Consider the following 15,782-nt stretch of genomic DNA (forward strand, 5'->3'; position numbering starts at 1 on the left):
TCACCGGGTCACCGGCTTGTGCACCGGCACGTCGGATGGGCTCGCGGCGGTCGCCGCCGTGGCCACGGCCGGGGCCGGCTTCGCGGCACCGGGCCGGCCGGGCTCGCCATCGGGGGCGACGGTCAGGGCGGCCGTCGCACCGGCGACCGGCACCGACGCCGGATGCAGGTCGTCTTCGCGGGGCGCGGGCTTGAGCGTGCCGTCCTCGACCATCATCCGGACCGGCTGGTGCCCGTCGGCGGCCGTCGCCTCGGTGGCGTCGGCACCCACTCGCAACGGCAGCGGCGAATGCGTGATCAGGCCGCCGTGCCGCCGGGGCAGGGTGAGCCGGAACCGGGCGCCGTCGCCCGGTGTGCCGGAGGCCTGCAGCCAGCCGCCGTGCAACCGGGCGTCCTCCAGCGAGATGGCCAGGCCGAGGCCCGTCCCGCCGGTGTGCCGCTGGCGGGACGGATCGGCCCGCCAGAACCGGTTGAACACCAGCCCGGCCTCGCCCGGGCGAAGACCGACGCCGTGGTCCGTGACGGTGATCGCCAGCACCTCGGGCTCGGCGGCGAGCTGTACCTCGACGGGCTTACGGTCGGCGTGGTCGATCGCGTTGTTGATCAGGTTGCGCAGGATCCGGTCGACCCGGCGGGTGTCGATCTCCGCGACCACCGGATGCTCGGGCAGGATCGTCACGATCTGGACCTCGAACTGATCGGCCAGCGAGGCGGCCGCGGAGATGCTGGCGTGGATGCACGAGCGGATGTCGATGGTCTCGGCGCTGAGTTCGGCCATCCCGGCGTCGTACCGGCTGATCTCCAGCAGGTCCGTCAGCAGGGACTCGAACCGGTCGAGTTCGTCGACCAGCAGCTCGGTGGACCGGCCCAGGTGCTCGGGGAAGTCCGACCGCCCGTCGTACAGCATGTCGGCGGCCATCCGCACGGTGGTCAGCGGGGTCCGCAGCTCGTGCGAGACGTCGGAGGTGAACCGGCGCTGCAGTTTGCCGAACTCCTCCAGTTGCCGGATCTGCACCCGGATCGCTTCGGCCATCCCGTTGAACGAGCTGGCCAGGGTCTCCAGTTCGATCGGACCCTTGACCGGCATGCGTTCGGCCAGGTCACCGGCGGCCAGCTTGCGGGCGCTGGCCGCGGCGCGGCGGACCGGCCGCACCACCTGCATGGCGACCAGGGCGGAGATGCCGGTCAGCGCGATGGCCAGCGCGACCCCGCCGAGCAGCAGGGTGCGCTGCACCACCTGCACCGTGCCCTGCTCACCGGCCAGCGGGAAGATCAGGTACACCTCGAAGGAGTCGGTGCTCGTGCGGGCGGGAGCGCCCATCACCAGGGCCGGGATCGCCTGGTCGTCCCGCCGGATCGTCGTGTACTGGTACGCGACCTGGCCCTGGGCGACCCGGGAGCGCAGCTCGGCCGGGACGTCGCCCAGCGGCTGGGACACCGACAGGTCGGCGTCCGAGTCGATCCGGAAGGGGACGATGACCGGCTCGAATACCCCGGCAGTGGAGTTCTGCGCACCCGTGGACCCGTCCACCCGACCGATCTCGGTCAACGCCAGTTGCAGCTGCTCGCGCAGCGAGTTGGGGTCGGAGTCGGCGCCGGACAGGCTGTTCTGCACGGTCTGCCGGGCGTTGTCGATCTCCACCGTCGCCGCGTCGATCTTGGACTGCAGCAGTCCGGTGGTGATCTGCTGCTGCAGGATCAGACCGAGAATGATCATGACGACGGCGGAGAGGCTCAGGGTGAGCACCACCACCCGGACGAGCAGCGACCGGCTCCAGAACGCGATGCGCGAGCGGGCCGTGGCCAGGGCCCGGCGCAATCCGCGACGCATCTTGATCAGCCGACCGTCGGCCACGGTCGGCAGACCGTCCGACGGCCCCGCCGCGGGGTCCGCGGCCGGTGCAGGCTCGCTGGTCACGATGACATGATCACCCGTCGGGTGTGGGTCAGGCGTTGCCGGCCCGGTAGCCGACGCCCCGGACGGTGACTACCACCTCGGGATGCTCCGGGTCCTTCTCGATCTTGCTGCGCAGCCGCTGCACGTGCACGTTGACCAGCCGGGTGTCAGCGGCGTGCCGATACCCCCACACCTTCTCCAACAGCACCTCGCGGGTGAACACCTGGCGCGGCTTGCGGGCCAGCGCGACCAGCAGGTCGAATTCCAGCGGGGTCAGCGGGATCGGCTCGCCGTCCCTGGTGACCTGATGACCCGGCACGTCGATGTCCACGTCGGCGACCCGCAGCCGCTCGGCCGACCCGACGTCGGCCCGGCGCAACCGCGCCCGGATGCGAGCGGTCAGCTCCTTGGGCTTGAACGGCTTCATGACGTAGTCGTCGGCGCCGGACTCCAGTCCGAGCACGACGTCGACGGTGTCGGTCTTGGCCGTCAGCATGATGATCGGGATGCCCGACTCGGCCCGGATCTCCTTGCACACGTCGAGCCCGGACACCCCGGGCAGCATCAGGTCCAGCAGCACCAGGTCGGGATGGACGTCCCGGAAAGCCTCCACCGCCTTCGACCCGTCCCGCACGACGGCCGTGTCGAAGCCCTCCCCGCGCAGCACGATGGTGAGCATCTCGGCGAGGGCGGGGTCGTCGTCGACCACCAGCACACGAGCTTTCATCACACCATCGTGACATCCCGAACGGACCACCCGGGGTGGGCGCGCGGCGCCGGTGCGCGATCGCGACCCGATCGGGCGGTGCGGGCCACGTGGGACCATGGGCTGATGAGCAGGGAGGGCGGGCGGGCCCGAAACCGCCGAGCGAATCATCGATATTCTCAGGCCGACGCCCCTTCCGGGGCGACCGAGCCCGCGAGGTGCCCCGGAAGGGCGGCGTCCGAGTGAGCTTTCCGGAGTATCCCCGCCAGGACCCGTACGGTCGGCCCTACCCAGGTCGGCCGGACGCCTGGGGGCTCGCGCAGCCCGGCCCGATCCCGTTGCGGCCGCTCGGCGTGGGCGAGATCCTCGGCGTGGCCGTGACGGTGGTGCGGCGCTGCCTGCTGCCGCTGGTGCTGGCCGCCCTCGCGGTCGGAGCGCTGTCCGCCGCGGCGACGGTGGGAGTCCTGGGCGCGGCCGGCAGCCTGCAGTCCTACGCGGAGGCCACGTGGCTGGAGGACGTGCTGCGCGGTGGCACGTCGATCCCGGTATCGATCGTGGTGTCCGCCCTGGCCGGTCTGCTCGTCTCGGTGGTCGGCGCGCAGGTCGTGGCCGGGTTGGCCACGGTGTACGCGGGTGCCCTGGCCCAGGGCCGGGACGGCCGCGGCGAGGTGGCCGGGCGGCTGCGTGGCCGGTGGCCCGCCCTGCTGGCGGTGTCGGTCGTCGTCGGGGTACTCGTCTCGATCGGGCTCATGCTGTTCGTCGTGCCGGGTGTGCTGGCGTTCCTGGTGCTGGCGCTGGCCGCCTCGGTGGTGGCGATGGAGCGCTCGGGGGTGGGTGAGGCGCTGCGGCGCAGCGCGCAGCTCAGCCGAGGACACCGGGGCCGCATCTTCGGCGCGCTGGCGCTGGCCCTGCTCATCGGCACGGTCGGCGGAGCGGTCGTCACGACGGTGGTCAGCTCATTGTTCGGGCAGCACGACGCGGTGACGACGCTGCTGATCACCCAGGGCGTGGGCGCGGTGGTCGGCGCGTTCACCGGCGCCTGGACCGGCGCCGTGGTGGCCCTGCTCTACATCGACGTCCGCATCCGCACCGAGCGTCTGGACTACGCGCTGCGGTTGGCCGCCGACCTCGATCGGCAGCGCAGGTCCGGGCCGGCCGGGCCGTCCGGACTCACCCCACCGCCGCCGGCAGGCTGATCGCCCCATCGGCGTCGGGGGTGAGCACCGTCCACGGCGACAGGTAGTTGTGCGCGGCCAGCTGCCGGTACATCGCCGCCGTCCGGCGCTGGAGCCCGTCGTCGGCCTCGAAGCGGTCCAGCGCCCGGTCCTGTTCGCTGCCGGCGCGGGTCCGCGCCCGGCGCGCGGCCACCTCGACCGGGGTGGCGAGCAGGAGCTGCCGATCCGGCACCGGCACGCCGAACCGATCGATCTCCAGGGCCTGCACCCAGGCGGCGAAATCGGTCGGCCGGTCCGGTCCGCCCAGGCGGGCGCTGCCGTAGGCGGCGTTCGAGGCGACGTAGCGGTCCAGCAGCACCACGTCGTGGGCGGCCAGCAGGTCGCGGATCTCCTCGGCGGCGGCCCGGCGGTCCAGCGCGAACAGCAGCGCGGGGCCGTACACCGAGTCCGACAGGTCGCCGAGCCGTCCGTACAACGCGTCCTGCACCAGGTCGGCGTGCACGTCGACGCCGTACCGGGGGAACGCCAGCGATGCCACCGTCCGCCCCTGCGCCTGCCAGCGGGCGGCCAGCGTGCCGGCCAGCGTCCGCTTGCCCGACCCGTCGAGCCCTTCGATCACGATCAGTTGCCCCACGGCACGGCACCCTACGGGCCGGCCGAGCACTTGGCGCGACCCCGCTGCGGCGACCCCCGCAGCGACCGTCGCGGCGGGCACCATCGGCGCGCCCGACCCGGCCGGAGTTCCCCGGGCGGGCGGCGTGTCCGCGGCTCCCTCTGCGGTCCGCTACCGCTGATGCGACGCTAGGGATCATGAGCACCGCCACCCCCCGGCCGGCTCCCGGCCGGACCTTCTTCGGCCAGCCGCCCCAGCTCGCCACCCTGTTCTCGGTCGAGATGTGGGAGCGGTTCTCCTTCTACGGCATGCAGGGCATCCTGCTGATCTACCTGTACTACTCGACGGCCCAGGGCGGGCTGGGCATCGACCAGGTCGAGGCCACCAGCATCGTTGGCGCCTACGGCGGAACCGTCTACCTGTCGACGATTCTCGGCGCCTGGCTGGCCGACCGCGTCTTCGGCGCCGAACGGACCCTGTTCTACGCTGCCATCCTGGTGATGCTGGGGCACATCGCCCTGTCCACCATCCCGGGCCTGACCGGGGTCGGCGTTGGGCTGGTGCTGATCGCCCTGGGGTCCGGCGGCGTCAAGGCCAACTGCACCTCGTTGGTCGGGACCCTCTACGAACCCGGTGACGTCCGCCGGGACGCCGGTTTCTCGGTCTACTACCTGGGCATCAACCTCGGCGCGTTCTTCGGGCCCATCCTCACCGGCTTCTTCCAGACCACCTGGGGGTTCGACGCCGGCTTCATCCTGGCCGCGGTCGGCATGGCGATCGGCCTGACGATCTACGCCTTCGGCCGCAAGAATTTGCCGCCCGAGGCCAACAACATCCCGAATCCGTTGCCCGCGAACAAGCGGATGGCGTTCATCATCGCCGGCGTCGTGTTCGTCGCCGCGGTCGTCATGGCCTCCGTCACCGGAATTCTCACCGCCGACAATCTGTCCGGCGCGGTCGTGGCCGCCGTCATCGTGGCCGCCGTCGCCTATTTCATCGTCATCCTGGGCAACAAGCGCATCACCGCCGTCGAGCGCAAACGGGTGGTCGCGTTCATCCCGATGTTCCTGGTCAGTGCCGTCTTCTGGTCCCTGTACCAGCAGCAGTTCACCGTGCTCACCGTGTATTCGGACAAGCAACTCAACCGGGACCTGTTCGGCTGGACGATGCCGGTCAGTTGGGTGCAGTCGATCAACCCGGTGTTCATCATCATCCTGTCCGGGGTGTTCGCCGCGCTCTGGACCAAGCTGGGCAACCGGCAACCGTCGAGCCCGGTCAAGTTCGCGGCCGGCACCATCGTGATGGGCGTGGCGTTCCTGCTGTTCATACCGATGGCCAGCACTGAGCCGAACAGCGCCCCGCTGCTCGGGTTGATCGGCGTCATCTTCGTCTTCACCATCGCCGAGCTATTGATCTCGCCGATCAGCCTGTCCCTGAGCACCAAACTCGCCCCGAAGATCTTCGAGACCCAGATGGTGGCGCTGCTGTTCCTGTCCATCGCATTGGGCACGGCCATGGCCGGCGTGCTCGCCGAGTACTACACGGTCGAGGACCAGGTCCCGTACTTCGGCATCCTCGGGGCCATCGCGATCGTCGTCGGTGCGGTGCTGTGGGTGTTCACCAAGCCGATCCTCAAGCTGATGAGCGGGGTGCGCTGACCTTCCGACCCGGGCCACTTCCCGCCGTTGGGCGCCGCTGCACGTTCGACGAGCGAGGGCCGACCCCGGGAACCTCGCGCGAACCGAAGGTACGGAACCGACCGTAGAACGCTCCGGTAAAGCAGGAGCTGTTCGGAGCATCGGGAGGATCCATGCACACCGCACGCCGGACCGAGGCGGCCGAATTCCAGGGTCTGCTGCTGCGTGAGGGAATCGTGGACCGGGCCGCGCACGGCCACCGGCTCCGCGAGATCAATTCGTCGTTCGCCGACACCGGCGGCTACCAGCAGACCGCGGCCGAAGTGCAGCACGGCTGCCGGGTCGCGTGGCGGGCCAACCCACGCTGCATCGGGCGGCTGCCGTGGTCGACGCTGCGGGTGTTGGACCGGCGTCACCTGAGCACTCCGGACGCAATCTTCGAGGCGTGCGTCGAGCATCTGCGACTGGCCACCAACGGCGGCCGGCTGCGGCCGGTGATGACGGTGTTCGGTGCCGACGACTCCCGACGGGCACCCCGGATCTGGAATCCGCAGCTGATCCGGTACGCCGGCTGGCGACTGCCCGACGGCACCGTGCTGGGCGATCCGGCTCAGGTGGAGTTCACCCAGGTGCTGCAGGAGCTGGGCTGGCGACCCGAACGCAGATCGGCGTTCACCGTGCTGCCGGTGGTGATCCAGGTGGGACATGCGCGGTCCCGGCTGTTCGAACTGCCGGCCGACGCGGTGCTGGAGGTGCCGATCTCGCATCCGGATTTCGACTGGTTCGCCGACCTCGGCCTGCGCTGGTACGCGGTGCCGATGGTGAGCAACCTGGCGGTGGAGATCGGCGGCGTTCGCTATCCGGCGGCCCCGTTCAACGGCTGGTACATGAGCACCGAGATCGCCGCCCGCAACCTGGCCGACGTTCAGCGGTACAACAAGCTTCCGGTGATCGCCCGGTGGATGGGGCTGAACACCCGCAGCAGCACCAGCCTGTGGCGGGACCGTGCGTTGGTGGAGCTCAACGTCGCCGTGCTGCACTCGTTCAAGGCGGCGGGGGTGCGGATGGTGGATCACCACAGCGCCGCGGAACAGTTCATGACGCATCTGGACCGCGAGCACACCCAGGGCCGGGAGACCCCGGGCGACTGGAGCTGGCTGGTGCCGCCGATGTCCGGCGCCAGCACGCCGGTCTTCCACCGCTACTACTCGACGGACGCCGAGGCGGGCACCCCCCGGTTCGAGGCGCAACCCGACCCGTGGCGGGCCGCCCAACCGGTCGCCGACGACGGGGCGGGCGGTTGCCCGATGCACCGCGTGGCCTGACCGCCGACCTCCCGCGCGCGGCTCCCGCTCCCGGACCGGACACGCCGGCGGCTGACTCCCCGCGCGGATCAACCGGGCCGGCGGCTGACTCCCCGCGCGGATCAACTGGGCCGGCGCGGACGAAACCGCACCGGATGTGAACCGCGGGACAGGAGTCCACGACTTCATCCGCGCGGGTCATTCGCCCGGCGGGCCGGCTTCCCCGGTCGGGTGGGCGCTTCGCCGGGCGGGGCGCTCGTGTTGGATGGGCGTCATGTCAGGAACCGATGCCACCAAGCCCGAGGTCGACTTCCCCGAAGGCCCAGCCCCCGCCGATCTCGTCATCACCGACATCACCGTCGGCGACGGCGCCGAGGCCAAACCCGGCGACACCGTCCGCGTGCACTACCTGGGGGTCGACTTTGAGTCCGGCGCCGAGTTCGATTCGTCGTGGAACCGCGGCGAGTCGATCGAGTTCCCGCTCCGTGGCCTGATCAAGGGCTGGCAGGACGGCATCCCGGGTATGAAGGTCGGCGGCCGCCGTCAGCTGACCATCCCGCCGGCACTGGCCTACGGCCCGCCCGGCGGCCACCGGCTGGGCGGCAAGACGCTGATCTTCGTCATCGATCTGCTGGGCGTGCGGTGACCGCAGTCGACGAACCGGACGTGCTTGGTCCGGTCGAGTTCGCGGTCGTCGAGTTCCCCGGTGGGGTGATCGGCGGCGACGGCTTCGACGCACTGCTGCGGCTGGCCGATTCCGGCGTCATCCGCGTGCTCGACCTGGAGTTCGTGACGCGCATCGCGGACGGCTCCGTGGTGCCGGTGCCCGTCGCCGACGTCGCCGTCGGGCCGGAGGTGGATCTGGCCGCGTTCGACGGGGCGTCCAGTGGACTGGTCGACGCGACCGACCTGGCCACACTCGGTGATTCGATCGCGGTGGGCAGCGTCGCCGCCGTCCTGGTCTACGAGGAGCAGGTGCTGATTCCGGTGATCGCCGCTTGGCACGCCGCCGGCGGCCGGCTGGCCCTCGTCGGGCATCTGGAGCCGGCGGAACTCGACGAGGCGCTCGACGTGACGGAGGTCCGGAGCTGATGGGACTGTTCAAGACGGCGGCCAAGGTGGCGGTGGCCAGCTCGGTGCACGGCCGGGTCCAGCGGCGCCAGCAACAGCGCTGGGCCGCGCAGGACGCTGCCCCGGCCGCCGCGCCCCCGCCGCCGGTGCACCACGCCCCGCCGCCGCCCCCTGCACCGCCGGCGCCGGCAGCGTCCGGGGTGGACATGGCGACCAAGCTCGCGCAACTGCAGCAACTGGCCGACCTCAAGACCGCCGGACTGCTCAGCGACGCCGAGGTCGAGTCGCAGAAGGCCGCGATCCTGGCCCAGTAACGGCCCGCCGGTCAGTCCCGCCGACTTGAGCCGTCCGCACCTCCCCGGTCGTCCGGAAGCTGCGTTCGGCGCAAGTCGGCGGTGACGGGCCGGCGCGTCGGAGGACTCAGTACCGGTAGTGCTCCGGCTTGAACGGACCCTCGACGTCCACCCCGATGTACTCGGCCTGGTCCTTGGACAGCTTGGTCAGCTCGCCGCCGAGCGCCTCGACGTGGATCTTGGCGACCTTCTCGTCCAGGTGCTTGGGCAGGCGGTAGACCTCCTTGTCCCACTCGTTCGGCTTGGTGTACAGCTCCAGCTGGGCGATGACCTGGTTGGAGAACGAGGTCGACATCACGAACGACGGGTGCCCGGTCGCGTTGCCGAGGTTGAGCAGCCGGCCCGCGGACAACAGGATGATGGTGTGCCCGTCGGCGAACCGCCACTCGTCGACCTGCGGCTTGATCTCGATCTTGCTCGCACCCGACCGGGCCAGCCCGGCCATGTCGATCTCGTTGTCGAAGTGGCCGATGTTGCCCAGGATCGCCTGATGCTTCATCCGCTTCATGTGCTCGACGGTGACGATGTCCTTGTTGCCGGTCGTGGTGATCACCAGGTCGGCGCGGTCGATGGACTTCTCGACGGTGGACACCTCGAAGCCGTCCATCAGCGCCTGCAGCGCGCAGATCGGATCGATCTCGGCGACGACCACCCGCGCGCCCTGTCCGCGCAGGGACTCCGCGGCACCCTTCCCGACATCGCCGTAGCCGGCGACCAGCGCGACCTTGCCGCCGATCAGCACGTCGGTGCCGCGGTTGATGCCGTCGATGAGCGAGTGCCGGATGCCGTACTTGTTGTCGAACTTGCTCTTGGTCACCGAGTCGTTCACGTTGATCGCCGGGAACAGCAGCTCACCGGCCGCGGCCAGCTGGTAGAGCCGGTTGACACCGGTGGTGGTCTCCTCGGTGACCCCGATGATCGACGGCGCGGTCCGGGTCCAGTACTGGTCGTCGTCGGCCAGCGAGGCGCGCAGCAGGTCCAGGATGACCGCGTACTCCTCCGAGTATTCGGGGTCGTCCTCGTTGATCGTCGGGATGACCCCGGTCTTCTCGTAGGCCACGCCCTTGTGCACGAGCAGGGTCGCGTCCCCGCCGTCGTCCAAAATCATATTTGGACCCAGCACAGTGCCGTCCGGGGAGGGCCAGCGCAGCATCTGATCGGTGCACCACCAGTACTCGGGCAGGGTCTCCCCCTTCCAGGCGAAGACCGGGACGCCCGCGGGCTCGTCGACGGTGCCGTAGCGGCCGACGACCACGGCGGCGGCCGCGTGATCCTGGGTCGAGAAGATGTTGCAGGACGCCCAGCGGACATCGGCGCCGAGGTCGACCAGGGTCTCGATCAGCACCGCGGTCTGCACGGTCATGTGCAGCGAGCCGGAGATCCGCGCCCCGGCCAGGGGCCGGACCTCGGCATACTCGCGGCGCAGCGCCATCAGGCCGGGCATCTCGTGCTCGGCGAGAGTGATCTCCTTACGACCGAAGTCGGCCAGGGCGAGCGAGGCGACCTTCCAGTCGAGGTCGCCGGACCGGTCCACGGACAGGTCGAGGCCAAGGATGGTGGAGGTGGACACTTGCGTGCTCCTTCGCGGGGCTCGGGATTCGAGCCGTGCCGTCACGGCCCGATGGCCGGACTCGGGTTCTGCCCTGCACCGGACGCCCGCACCGGGCGTGCATGTCACAGGTCAGGATAGCCAACGAACTCATCCGGCCCTACCGGCGGACGAATGACGCGCCGCGGGGCGCGACAATGGGCGGGTGACTGCCTCGATCCCGGACAGCCCGCGCGACCCCGACCATGCCGCCCCGCCGGCCGCGACCGGTCGACCGGTCTCGGCCCCCCCGCCGGAGGCGCTGATCGCCTCGGCCATCGGGCCGACGAACCCCCCGCCCGGGACGGTGTCCACCCGACGCCGCGCGGATTTCACCTCGGCCGTCTACGGCTCGGTGGTGGCGGGCACGGTCATCGTCACCGCCGGGCCGGCGCGGCCGGTGACCCTGGCGATCATGATCGTGGTCGGCGGCATCGTCTTCTGGCTGGCCCACGTCTATGCGCTCACCGTCGCCAACGTCCATGGCGGCTGGGAGTTCGGCGCCATCCGCAAAGGCATGCGCAAGGAATGGCCGGTCGCGTTCGCGGCCATTCCGCCCGCGATCGGCGCATTGTCCGCCGCCGTGTTCCCGGACATCTCCTACGGCGACGGTGCCTGGATCGCTCTGGTGATCGCGATCGTCGAGCAACAGCTGTGGGGGTACTGGGCCGTACGTCGATCCGGCATGACGGGGCTGGCCGTGGTGCGGACCATCACCTTGAATGTGGTGATCGGCATCGTGGTCGTCGTGTTGAAGATCGCCGTCGGTCACTGACCGGCGCTCAGTGGCCGCCGCGCGGTGCGCCCAGCCCCTCCATCAGGTAACTGTCGTACACGTCCTGCATCCGGCCGAACGATCGGGTGGTGGGCGGGTCGAGCGGATCGCGCGCCGCCTCCTGCTGGATGACCCGGTCCCGAATCAGGGTGCGCAGCGCCTGCTCGACCATCGAAGGGACCGAGGTACCGTCGGCGGCCGCGGCGCGGTGCACCGCGGCCAGCAGGTCCCGCGGGATCTCGATCGTCGTCATCACGGCCGCGATGCTACGCGAACCCGTTGCCGCACAACGACATTTTGCCGCTGTGAGCCGGCGTCAGTCGTCCTCCGGCACCTGCCGCCGCCGCGTCGTGTACAGCCCGTAGAGCAGGCCCAACCCGCCTCCGACGATCGGCGCCAGCAGCCACAGGCTCAGCACGACGGCCGCGGCGACCCCGATCAGCAGGCCGAAGACCGTCCAGATGGCGATCGCCGGGGCGCGGGGCTCGTGCCAGTTCGGGTCCTTCTCCACGCGCCCACCGTAGCCCGCGGTCAGGCGTCGTCGGATCCGCCGAGCCGTACCCGCTCCCGCCGGGGCTCGCGCGCGGCGGGCGAGACGAGGCCGGCGACCGCGACCAGACCAAGCACGATCAGCAGCGCGTTGAGCAGCCCGACCTGCTCTCCGACGAAGCCGACCAGCGGCGGGCCGACCAGGAACGCCAGGTATCCAATGGTGGCCACCGCACTCACCCGGGCGGCCGCGGTCTTCGGGTCGTCCGCGGCGGCGGACATGCCGACCGGGAAGCCCAGCGCCGAGCCGAGACCCCAGGCGACGACACCCGCCGCCGCCAACCCCGGATTCGGCGCGAAGATCATGGTCACCAGGCCGACGGCGGCGAGCAGCGCGGACACCCGCAGCACCGGCACCCGGCCGAACCGGTCGAGCAGGAACACGCCGCCCACCCGACCGATCGTCATGGCGGTGACGAAGATGCCGAAGACAAGGGCCCCGGTGGCGTTGTCGACACCGTGACCGTCCACCATGGCCAGGGCGAGCCAGTCGTTCGCCGACCCTTCGGCGAACGCCATGCCCAGCACGATCAGCCCGATCAGCAGCGTGCGCCGGTCCCGCCAGACGGCCAGCCGGGACCGCCAGTCCCCCTTGGCCTGCGCCTCGTCGGCCTCCGCGCCGGCGGACAGGGCCGGATCCGGCTGAAGGAACCGGACGGCGATCAGCACCGCGACGATCATGACGCCGGCGACCACCGACAGGTGGACGACGATCGGAATGCCCAGATGCTCGGCCAGCGCGCCGGTCCCGGCGCCGATGATGGTGCCGACGCTGAACATCGCGTGGTAGATCGGCATGACGGTGCGGCCGAGGGCCCGCTCGTTCGCCGCCCCGTCGACGTTCATCGAGACGTCGCAGGTGCTGGCCCCCAGGCCGAACACCACCAGGCCGAGGATCACCACCGGGATCGAGCCCATGCTCCCGCCCACCCCGGCGATGACGAGGCCAACGGCGCACAGGATCATCGTGGCCCGGATGGTGGCGATGGGGCCGAACCGGGCCAGGATGTGGCTGGACAGCACCAGACCGACCATGGATCCGCCGGACAGCCCGAACACGATCAGTCCCATTTGCCAGGTCGTTGCACCGACGGCGTCCCGGATCGCCGGGACACGGGCCACCCAGCTCGCCAGCGCGATCCCGCACAGCGCGAAGATGACGAACAGGGCGTTGCGCCAGGCGACGAGTTCGCGGCGGGTCAGCGGCGCACCGATGGCGGCGGCCGCACCGGTCGGGGCGGTCGGCTGGGACATGTCTTCCTCGAATCGCGTCGTGCCGTGGTGGTGCGCCGGCGGCGGTGCGGCCACAGCCTTGATCGCTCACCGGCAGAATGGTCGAAACGATTCGATCGAATCGTTTCGACAAGGCTACGGTCGGCCTTCTCCGCGGTCAAGAGTGCGTCGGCTGGTATGTGGGTCGGCGAATCTGCGTCAGGCTGATCAACTCGGCACCAAGTCCGACATTTCAGGCGCATTGTGCCGAGTTGATCAGCCCGGCGCCCAGGCGTCGGTCGACCGGGCCAGCCGGAACCAGCGCCGGCCCATATGTCCGACCGACATGCACCTTGCCTGCCGGCTCCTCCTGGCGCGTCGGCCGTCCCCGACGGGCGCGCGGGTCAGGCCGAGACCGAGGCGGGCCGCGTGGCCACGGGCGCCGCGCCGGGTTGGATCCGCTGGTAGAGGGTGGTCCGCTGAACGGCCGGGCGGCCCTCGGCGGCGGCCAGCGCGCGCAGCCCGTCGGCGTCCAGCCCTTGACCGTGGGAGGCGCCCGCGGCCCGGGAGATGTTCTCCTCCATCAGGGTCCCGCCGAGGTCGTTGACGCCGGCGCGGAGCAACTGCCGCGCACCGATCGGGCCCTGCTTGACCCAGGACGCCTGGATGTTGTCGATCGCGCCGGCGTACACGATGCGGCCGACGGCGTGCATGAGCACGGCCTCCCGCCAGGTCGGTCCGCGCCGCGCGCCCCGCTTGAGGTAGACGGGCGCGGCCATGTGTACGAACGGCAGCGGCACGAACTCGGTGAACCCACCGGTCCGCCGTTGCAGGGCGCGGGTCCGCAGCATGTGCCGGGCCCAGTGCTTGGGGTGTTCGACCGAGCCGAACATGATGGTCACGTTGCTGCGCAGCCCGACGGAGTGCGCGGCCTCGTGCACCGCCAACCATTCGTCGGTGGTCACCTTGTCCGGGCAGATGACCCGCCGCACCTCGTCGTCCAGGATCTCGGCGGCGGTGCCGGGCAGCGTCTTCAGCCCGGCCGCCTGTAGCCGGCGCAGGTAGTCGACCAGCGGCTCACCCAGCCGTTTCGCACCCTCGTGCACCTCCAGCGCGGTGAACCCGTGGATGTGCAGGCCGGGCACGGCCTCGTGCACGGCCCGGGCGACGTCGACGTAGAAGTTGCCGTCGAAGTGCGGGTGGATGCCGCCCTGCAGGCACACCTCGGTCGCGCCGAGCTCGACGGCCTCCCGGGACCGCTGCGCGATGTCGTCCAGGGTCAGCAGGTACGGCTTGCCCCGCAGGTTCAGCGACAGGGGGCCCTTGGAGAACCCGCAGAACGTGCACTTGAACGTGCACACGTTGGTGTAGTTGATGTTCCGGTTGATCACGTAGGTGACGTCGTCGCCGACCCGTTGCCGGCGGATCTCGTCGGCGAGTTCGGCGACCGCCGGCACCTCCGGGCCGCGGGCGGAGAACAGGGTGACGATCTCGTCCTCGCCCAGCTCCTGCCCGGCCCGGGCGCCGGCCAGTACTTCGGCGATCCGGCCACCGGCCCGGGCCGGGCCGGGGATCAGCACGGGCGGGGCGACATCGGCGCCCGAGTACCAGGCGGTGGACCGGCGGCCGATCTGGATCACTTCCGCGCCGGTGCCCACATTGGCGGCGGCACCGTGCTTCTCGGGCCAGACCGCGCCTGGGTCGTCCCGGCCCAGGCCGTGCGCGTCAGACCGGTCGAGTACCGGGAACCGGGTCGCCGGGTCGAGCCACCGCTCGGGGTCGAGGGCGAACTCGGGATAGATCGTCAGGCGCGGGGCCAGGGTGTGCCCGGCGGTCTCGGTGGCTGCCCGCAGGGTGCGCAGCGCCGGCCAGGGCCGTTCGGGGTTGACGTGGTCGGCGGTGACCGGCGAGACGCCGCCCCAGTCGTCGATCCCGGCCGCCAGCAGATCGCCGAGCTGCTCGGTGTCGGTCAGGTTCGGCGGAGCCTGCAGGTGCACATCGAACGGCAGGATGAGCCGGGCCAGCGCGATCGCCCGGAGATGGTCCTCGGGTGGGCAGGCCGGGATGTCGCGCATGGCGGTCCCGGCCTTGGGCAGGAAATTCTGGACGATCACTTCCTGCACGTGGCCGTGTGCGCGGTGGGCGTCGGCGATGGCCAGCAGGGCCTCGATCCGGTCCGCCTCGGTCTCGCCGATGCCGACCAGGATCCCGGTGGTGAACGGGATGGCGAGCTCGCCCGCGGCGTGCAGGGTGGCCAGGCGCCGCTGCGGGGTCTTGTCCGGCGCGCCGCGATGTGCGGCCAGGTCCGGTCGCAGCGACTCGATCATCATTCCCTGGCTGGGCGCGACGGTCCGGAGCCGGGCCAGTTCGTCCCGCGAGATGGCACCGGCGTTGGCGTGCGGGAGCAAGCCGGTCTCGGTCAGCACGCGATCGGCGCTGGCGACCAGATAGTCGACCGTCGAAGCGAACCCGTGCTCGTCCAGCCAGGCGCGAGCCTGCGGATAGCGGCGTTCCGGCCCCTCGCCCAGGGTGAACAGCGCCTCCGCGCAGCCGTGGGCCGCCCCCTGCCCGGCGATCGTCAGCACCTCGTCCGACGTCAGGTAGGCGTGCGGCAGATGCCGCGGCGCCGTGGCGAACGTGCAGTAGCCGCACCGATCGGCGCACAACTTGGTCAACGGCAGGAACACCTTGGGCGAGAACGTCACCCGGCTCCCGAACACCTCGTCCCGGATCTCCCGGGCGGCGGCGGTCAGCGCGTCCGTCGGCAGATCCGACAACCCGTGGGCCGCCGGTCCGGACAACGGGGTGGTGCCGATGGAAGCGATCCGAACGGTCACCGGCGGTCCTCACTTTCGGCTGCTAACGGATCCGTCAACCGACACGGTACGGATCGGATCCGACGC

General features: G+C 70.9%; 15 protein-coding genes. 7 read left to right on the forward strand and 8 right to left on the reverse strand.

Going from position 1 to position 15,782, the window contains the following annotated elements; all coding sequences use genetic code 11:
- Together mtrB and mtrA are read right to left on the reverse strand one after the other, a co-directional pair.
- The gene (gene mtrB, locus ACILSK_RS06195; RefSeq protein ID WP_395726265.1) at nucleotides 1-1,917 is read right to left on the reverse strand and encodes an MtrAB system histidine kinase MtrB; all 1,917 of its coding nucleotides are present in this window, start codon (nucleotides 1,915-1,917) and stop codon (nucleotides 1-3) included.
- Between the two features lie 28 nt (nucleotides 1,918-1,945).
- Nucleotides 1,946-2,623, reverse strand: coding sequence for an MtrAB system response regulator MtrA (gene mtrA, locus ACILSK_RS06200; RefSeq protein WP_395726266.1), 678 nt, complete (start codon nucleotides 2,621-2,623; stop codon nucleotides 1,946-1,948).
- 221 nt (nucleotides 2,624-2,844) lie between these two features.
- Between mtrA and ACILSK_RS06205 the strand changes: the two genes are divergently transcribed.
- Nucleotides 2,845-3,798 carry a YciC family protein gene (locus ACILSK_RS06205; protein WP_395726267.1) on the forward strand — a complete coding sequence of 318 codons (954 nt, stop codon included), beginning with the start codon at nucleotides 2,845-2,847 and terminating at the stop codon, nucleotides 3,796-3,798.
- Here the strand turns inward: ACILSK_RS06205 and ACILSK_RS06210 are convergent.
- Nucleotides 3,773-4,411 carry a dTMP kinase gene (locus ACILSK_RS06210; RefSeq protein WP_395726268.1) on the reverse strand — a complete coding sequence of 213 codons (639 nt, stop codon included), beginning with the start codon at nucleotides 4,409-4,411 and terminating at the stop codon, nucleotides 3,773-3,775. The genes ACILSK_RS06205 and ACILSK_RS06210 overlap by 26 nt on opposite strands.
- Nucleotides 4,412-4,587: 176 nt before the next feature.
- On the opposite strand from ACILSK_RS06210, the gene ACILSK_RS06215 reads away from it, so the two are divergent.
- The 5 genes from ACILSK_RS06215 (at nucleotide 4,588) to ACILSK_RS06235 (ending at nucleotide 8,716) form a co-directional block, all read left to right on the forward strand.
- Nucleotides 4,588-6,048 (forward strand): peptide MFS transporter, encoded by a 1,461-nt coding sequence (locus tag ACILSK_RS06215; RefSeq protein WP_395726269.1) that lies wholly within the window; start codon nucleotides 4,588-4,590, stop codon nucleotides 6,046-6,048.
- A 152-nt stretch (nucleotides 6,049-6,200) separates the two neighbouring features.
- Nucleotides 6,201-7,352: a nitric oxide synthase oxygenase gene (locus ACILSK_RS06220; RefSeq protein WP_395726270.1), complete on the forward strand. Its 1,152-nt coding sequence runs from the start codon at nucleotides 6,201-6,203 to the stop codon at nucleotides 7,350-7,352.
- Nucleotides 7,353-7,605: 253 nt separating this feature from the next.
- Complete coding sequence (locus tag ACILSK_RS06225; protein ID WP_395726271.1) at nucleotides 7,606-7,977, forward strand: FKBP-type peptidyl-prolyl cis-trans isomerase; 372 nt, start codon at nucleotides 7,606-7,608, stop codon at nucleotides 7,975-7,977.
- Nucleotides 7,974-8,423, forward strand: coding sequence for a DUF6325 family protein (locus ACILSK_RS06230; RefSeq protein WP_395726272.1), 450 nt, complete (start codon nucleotides 7,974-7,976; stop codon nucleotides 8,421-8,423). Before ACILSK_RS06225 ends, ACILSK_RS06230 begins: the two co-directional genes overlap by 4 nt.
- Nucleotides 8,423-8,716: an SHOCT domain-containing protein gene (locus ACILSK_RS06235; RefSeq protein WP_395726273.1), complete on the forward strand. Its 294-nt coding sequence runs from the start codon at nucleotides 8,423-8,425 to the stop codon at nucleotides 8,714-8,716. Before ACILSK_RS06230 ends, ACILSK_RS06235 begins: the two co-directional genes overlap by 1 nt.
- Nucleotides 8,717-8,822: 106 nt before the next feature.
- On the opposite strand, the gene ahcY is transcribed toward ACILSK_RS06235, so the two are convergent.
- Complete coding sequence (ahcY, locus tag ACILSK_RS06240) at nucleotides 8,823-10,325, reverse strand: adenosylhomocysteinase (RefSeq protein WP_395726274.1); 1,503 nt, start codon at nucleotides 10,323-10,325, stop codon at nucleotides 8,823-8,825.
- 184 nt (nucleotides 10,326-10,509) lie between these two features.
- Here ahcY and ACILSK_RS06245 point away from each other — a divergent pair, with 184 nt between their 5' ends.
- Entirely contained in the window at nucleotides 10,510-11,118 is a 609-nt protein-coding gene (locus ACILSK_RS06245) for a hypothetical protein (RefSeq protein ID WP_395726275.1), read from the forward strand.
- Between the two features lie 7 nt (nucleotides 11,119-11,125).
- Here ACILSK_RS06245 and ACILSK_RS06250 read toward each other — a convergent pair whose 3' ends face one another.
- The 4 genes from ACILSK_RS06250 to ACILSK_RS06265 all read right to left on the reverse strand — a co-directional run bounded on the left by ACILSK_RS06250 (nucleotide 11,126) and on the right by ACILSK_RS06265 (nucleotide 15,716).
- Entirely contained in the window at nucleotides 11,126-11,371 is a 246-nt protein-coding gene (locus tag ACILSK_RS06250; protein ID WP_395726276.1) for a ribbon-helix-helix protein, CopG family, read from the reverse strand.
- A gap of 63 nt (nucleotides 11,372-11,434) precedes the next feature.
- Nucleotides 11,435-11,629 carry a hypothetical protein gene (locus ACILSK_RS06255; RefSeq protein ID WP_395726277.1) on the reverse strand — a complete coding sequence of 65 codons (195 nt, stop codon included), beginning with the start codon at nucleotides 11,627-11,629 and terminating at the stop codon, nucleotides 11,435-11,437.
- Between the two features lie 20 nt (nucleotides 11,630-11,649).
- Entirely contained in the window at nucleotides 11,650-12,921 is a 1,272-nt protein-coding gene (locus ACILSK_RS06260) for an MFS transporter (RefSeq protein WP_395726278.1), read from the reverse strand.
- A 362-nt stretch (nucleotides 12,922-13,283) separates the two neighbouring features.
- On the reverse strand, nucleotides 13,284-15,716 hold the full coding sequence (locus ACILSK_RS06265; RefSeq protein ID WP_395726279.1) for a bifunctional FO biosynthesis protein CofGH: 2,433 nt from the start codon (nucleotides 15,714-15,716) through the stop codon (nucleotides 13,284-13,286).
- Between the last annotated feature and the right edge of the window lie 66 nt (nucleotides 15,717-15,782).

Origin of the sequence: Nakamurella sp. (genome assembly GCF_044224575.1) — a bacterium.
Lineage (GTDB): Bacteria > Actinomycetota > Actinomycetes > Mycobacteriales > Nakamurellaceae > Nakamurella.

Bases quoted from the DNA above. Each gene is read 5' to 3' on its own strand.
- ACILSK_RS06235 (WP_395726273.1), top strand. From the start codon at position 8,423: ATGGGACTGTTCAAGACGGCGGCCAAGGTGGCGGTGGCCAGCTCGGTG.
- mtrA (WP_395726266.1), bottom strand. From the start codon at position 2,623: ATGAAAGCTCGTGTGCTGGTGGTCGACGACGACCCCGCCCTCGCCGAG.
- ACILSK_RS06260 (WP_395726278.1), bottom strand. From the start codon at position 12,921: ATGTCCCAGCCGACCGCCCCGACCGGTGCGGCCGCCGCCATCGGTGCG.
- ACILSK_RS06220 (WP_395726270.1), top strand. From the start codon at position 6,201: ATGCACACCGCACGCCGGACCGAGGCGGCCGAATTCCAGGGTCTGCTG.
- ACILSK_RS06225 (WP_395726271.1), top strand. From the start codon at position 7,606: ATGTCAGGAACCGATGCCACCAAGCCCGAGGTCGACTTCCCCGAAGGC.
- ACILSK_RS06215 (WP_395726269.1), top strand. From the start codon at position 4,588: ATGAGCACCGCCACCCCCCGGCCGGCTCCCGGCCGGACCTTCTTCGGC.
- ACILSK_RS06250 (WP_395726276.1), bottom strand. From the start codon at position 11,371: ATGACGACGATCGAGATCCCGCGGGACCTGCTGGCCGCGGTGCACCGC.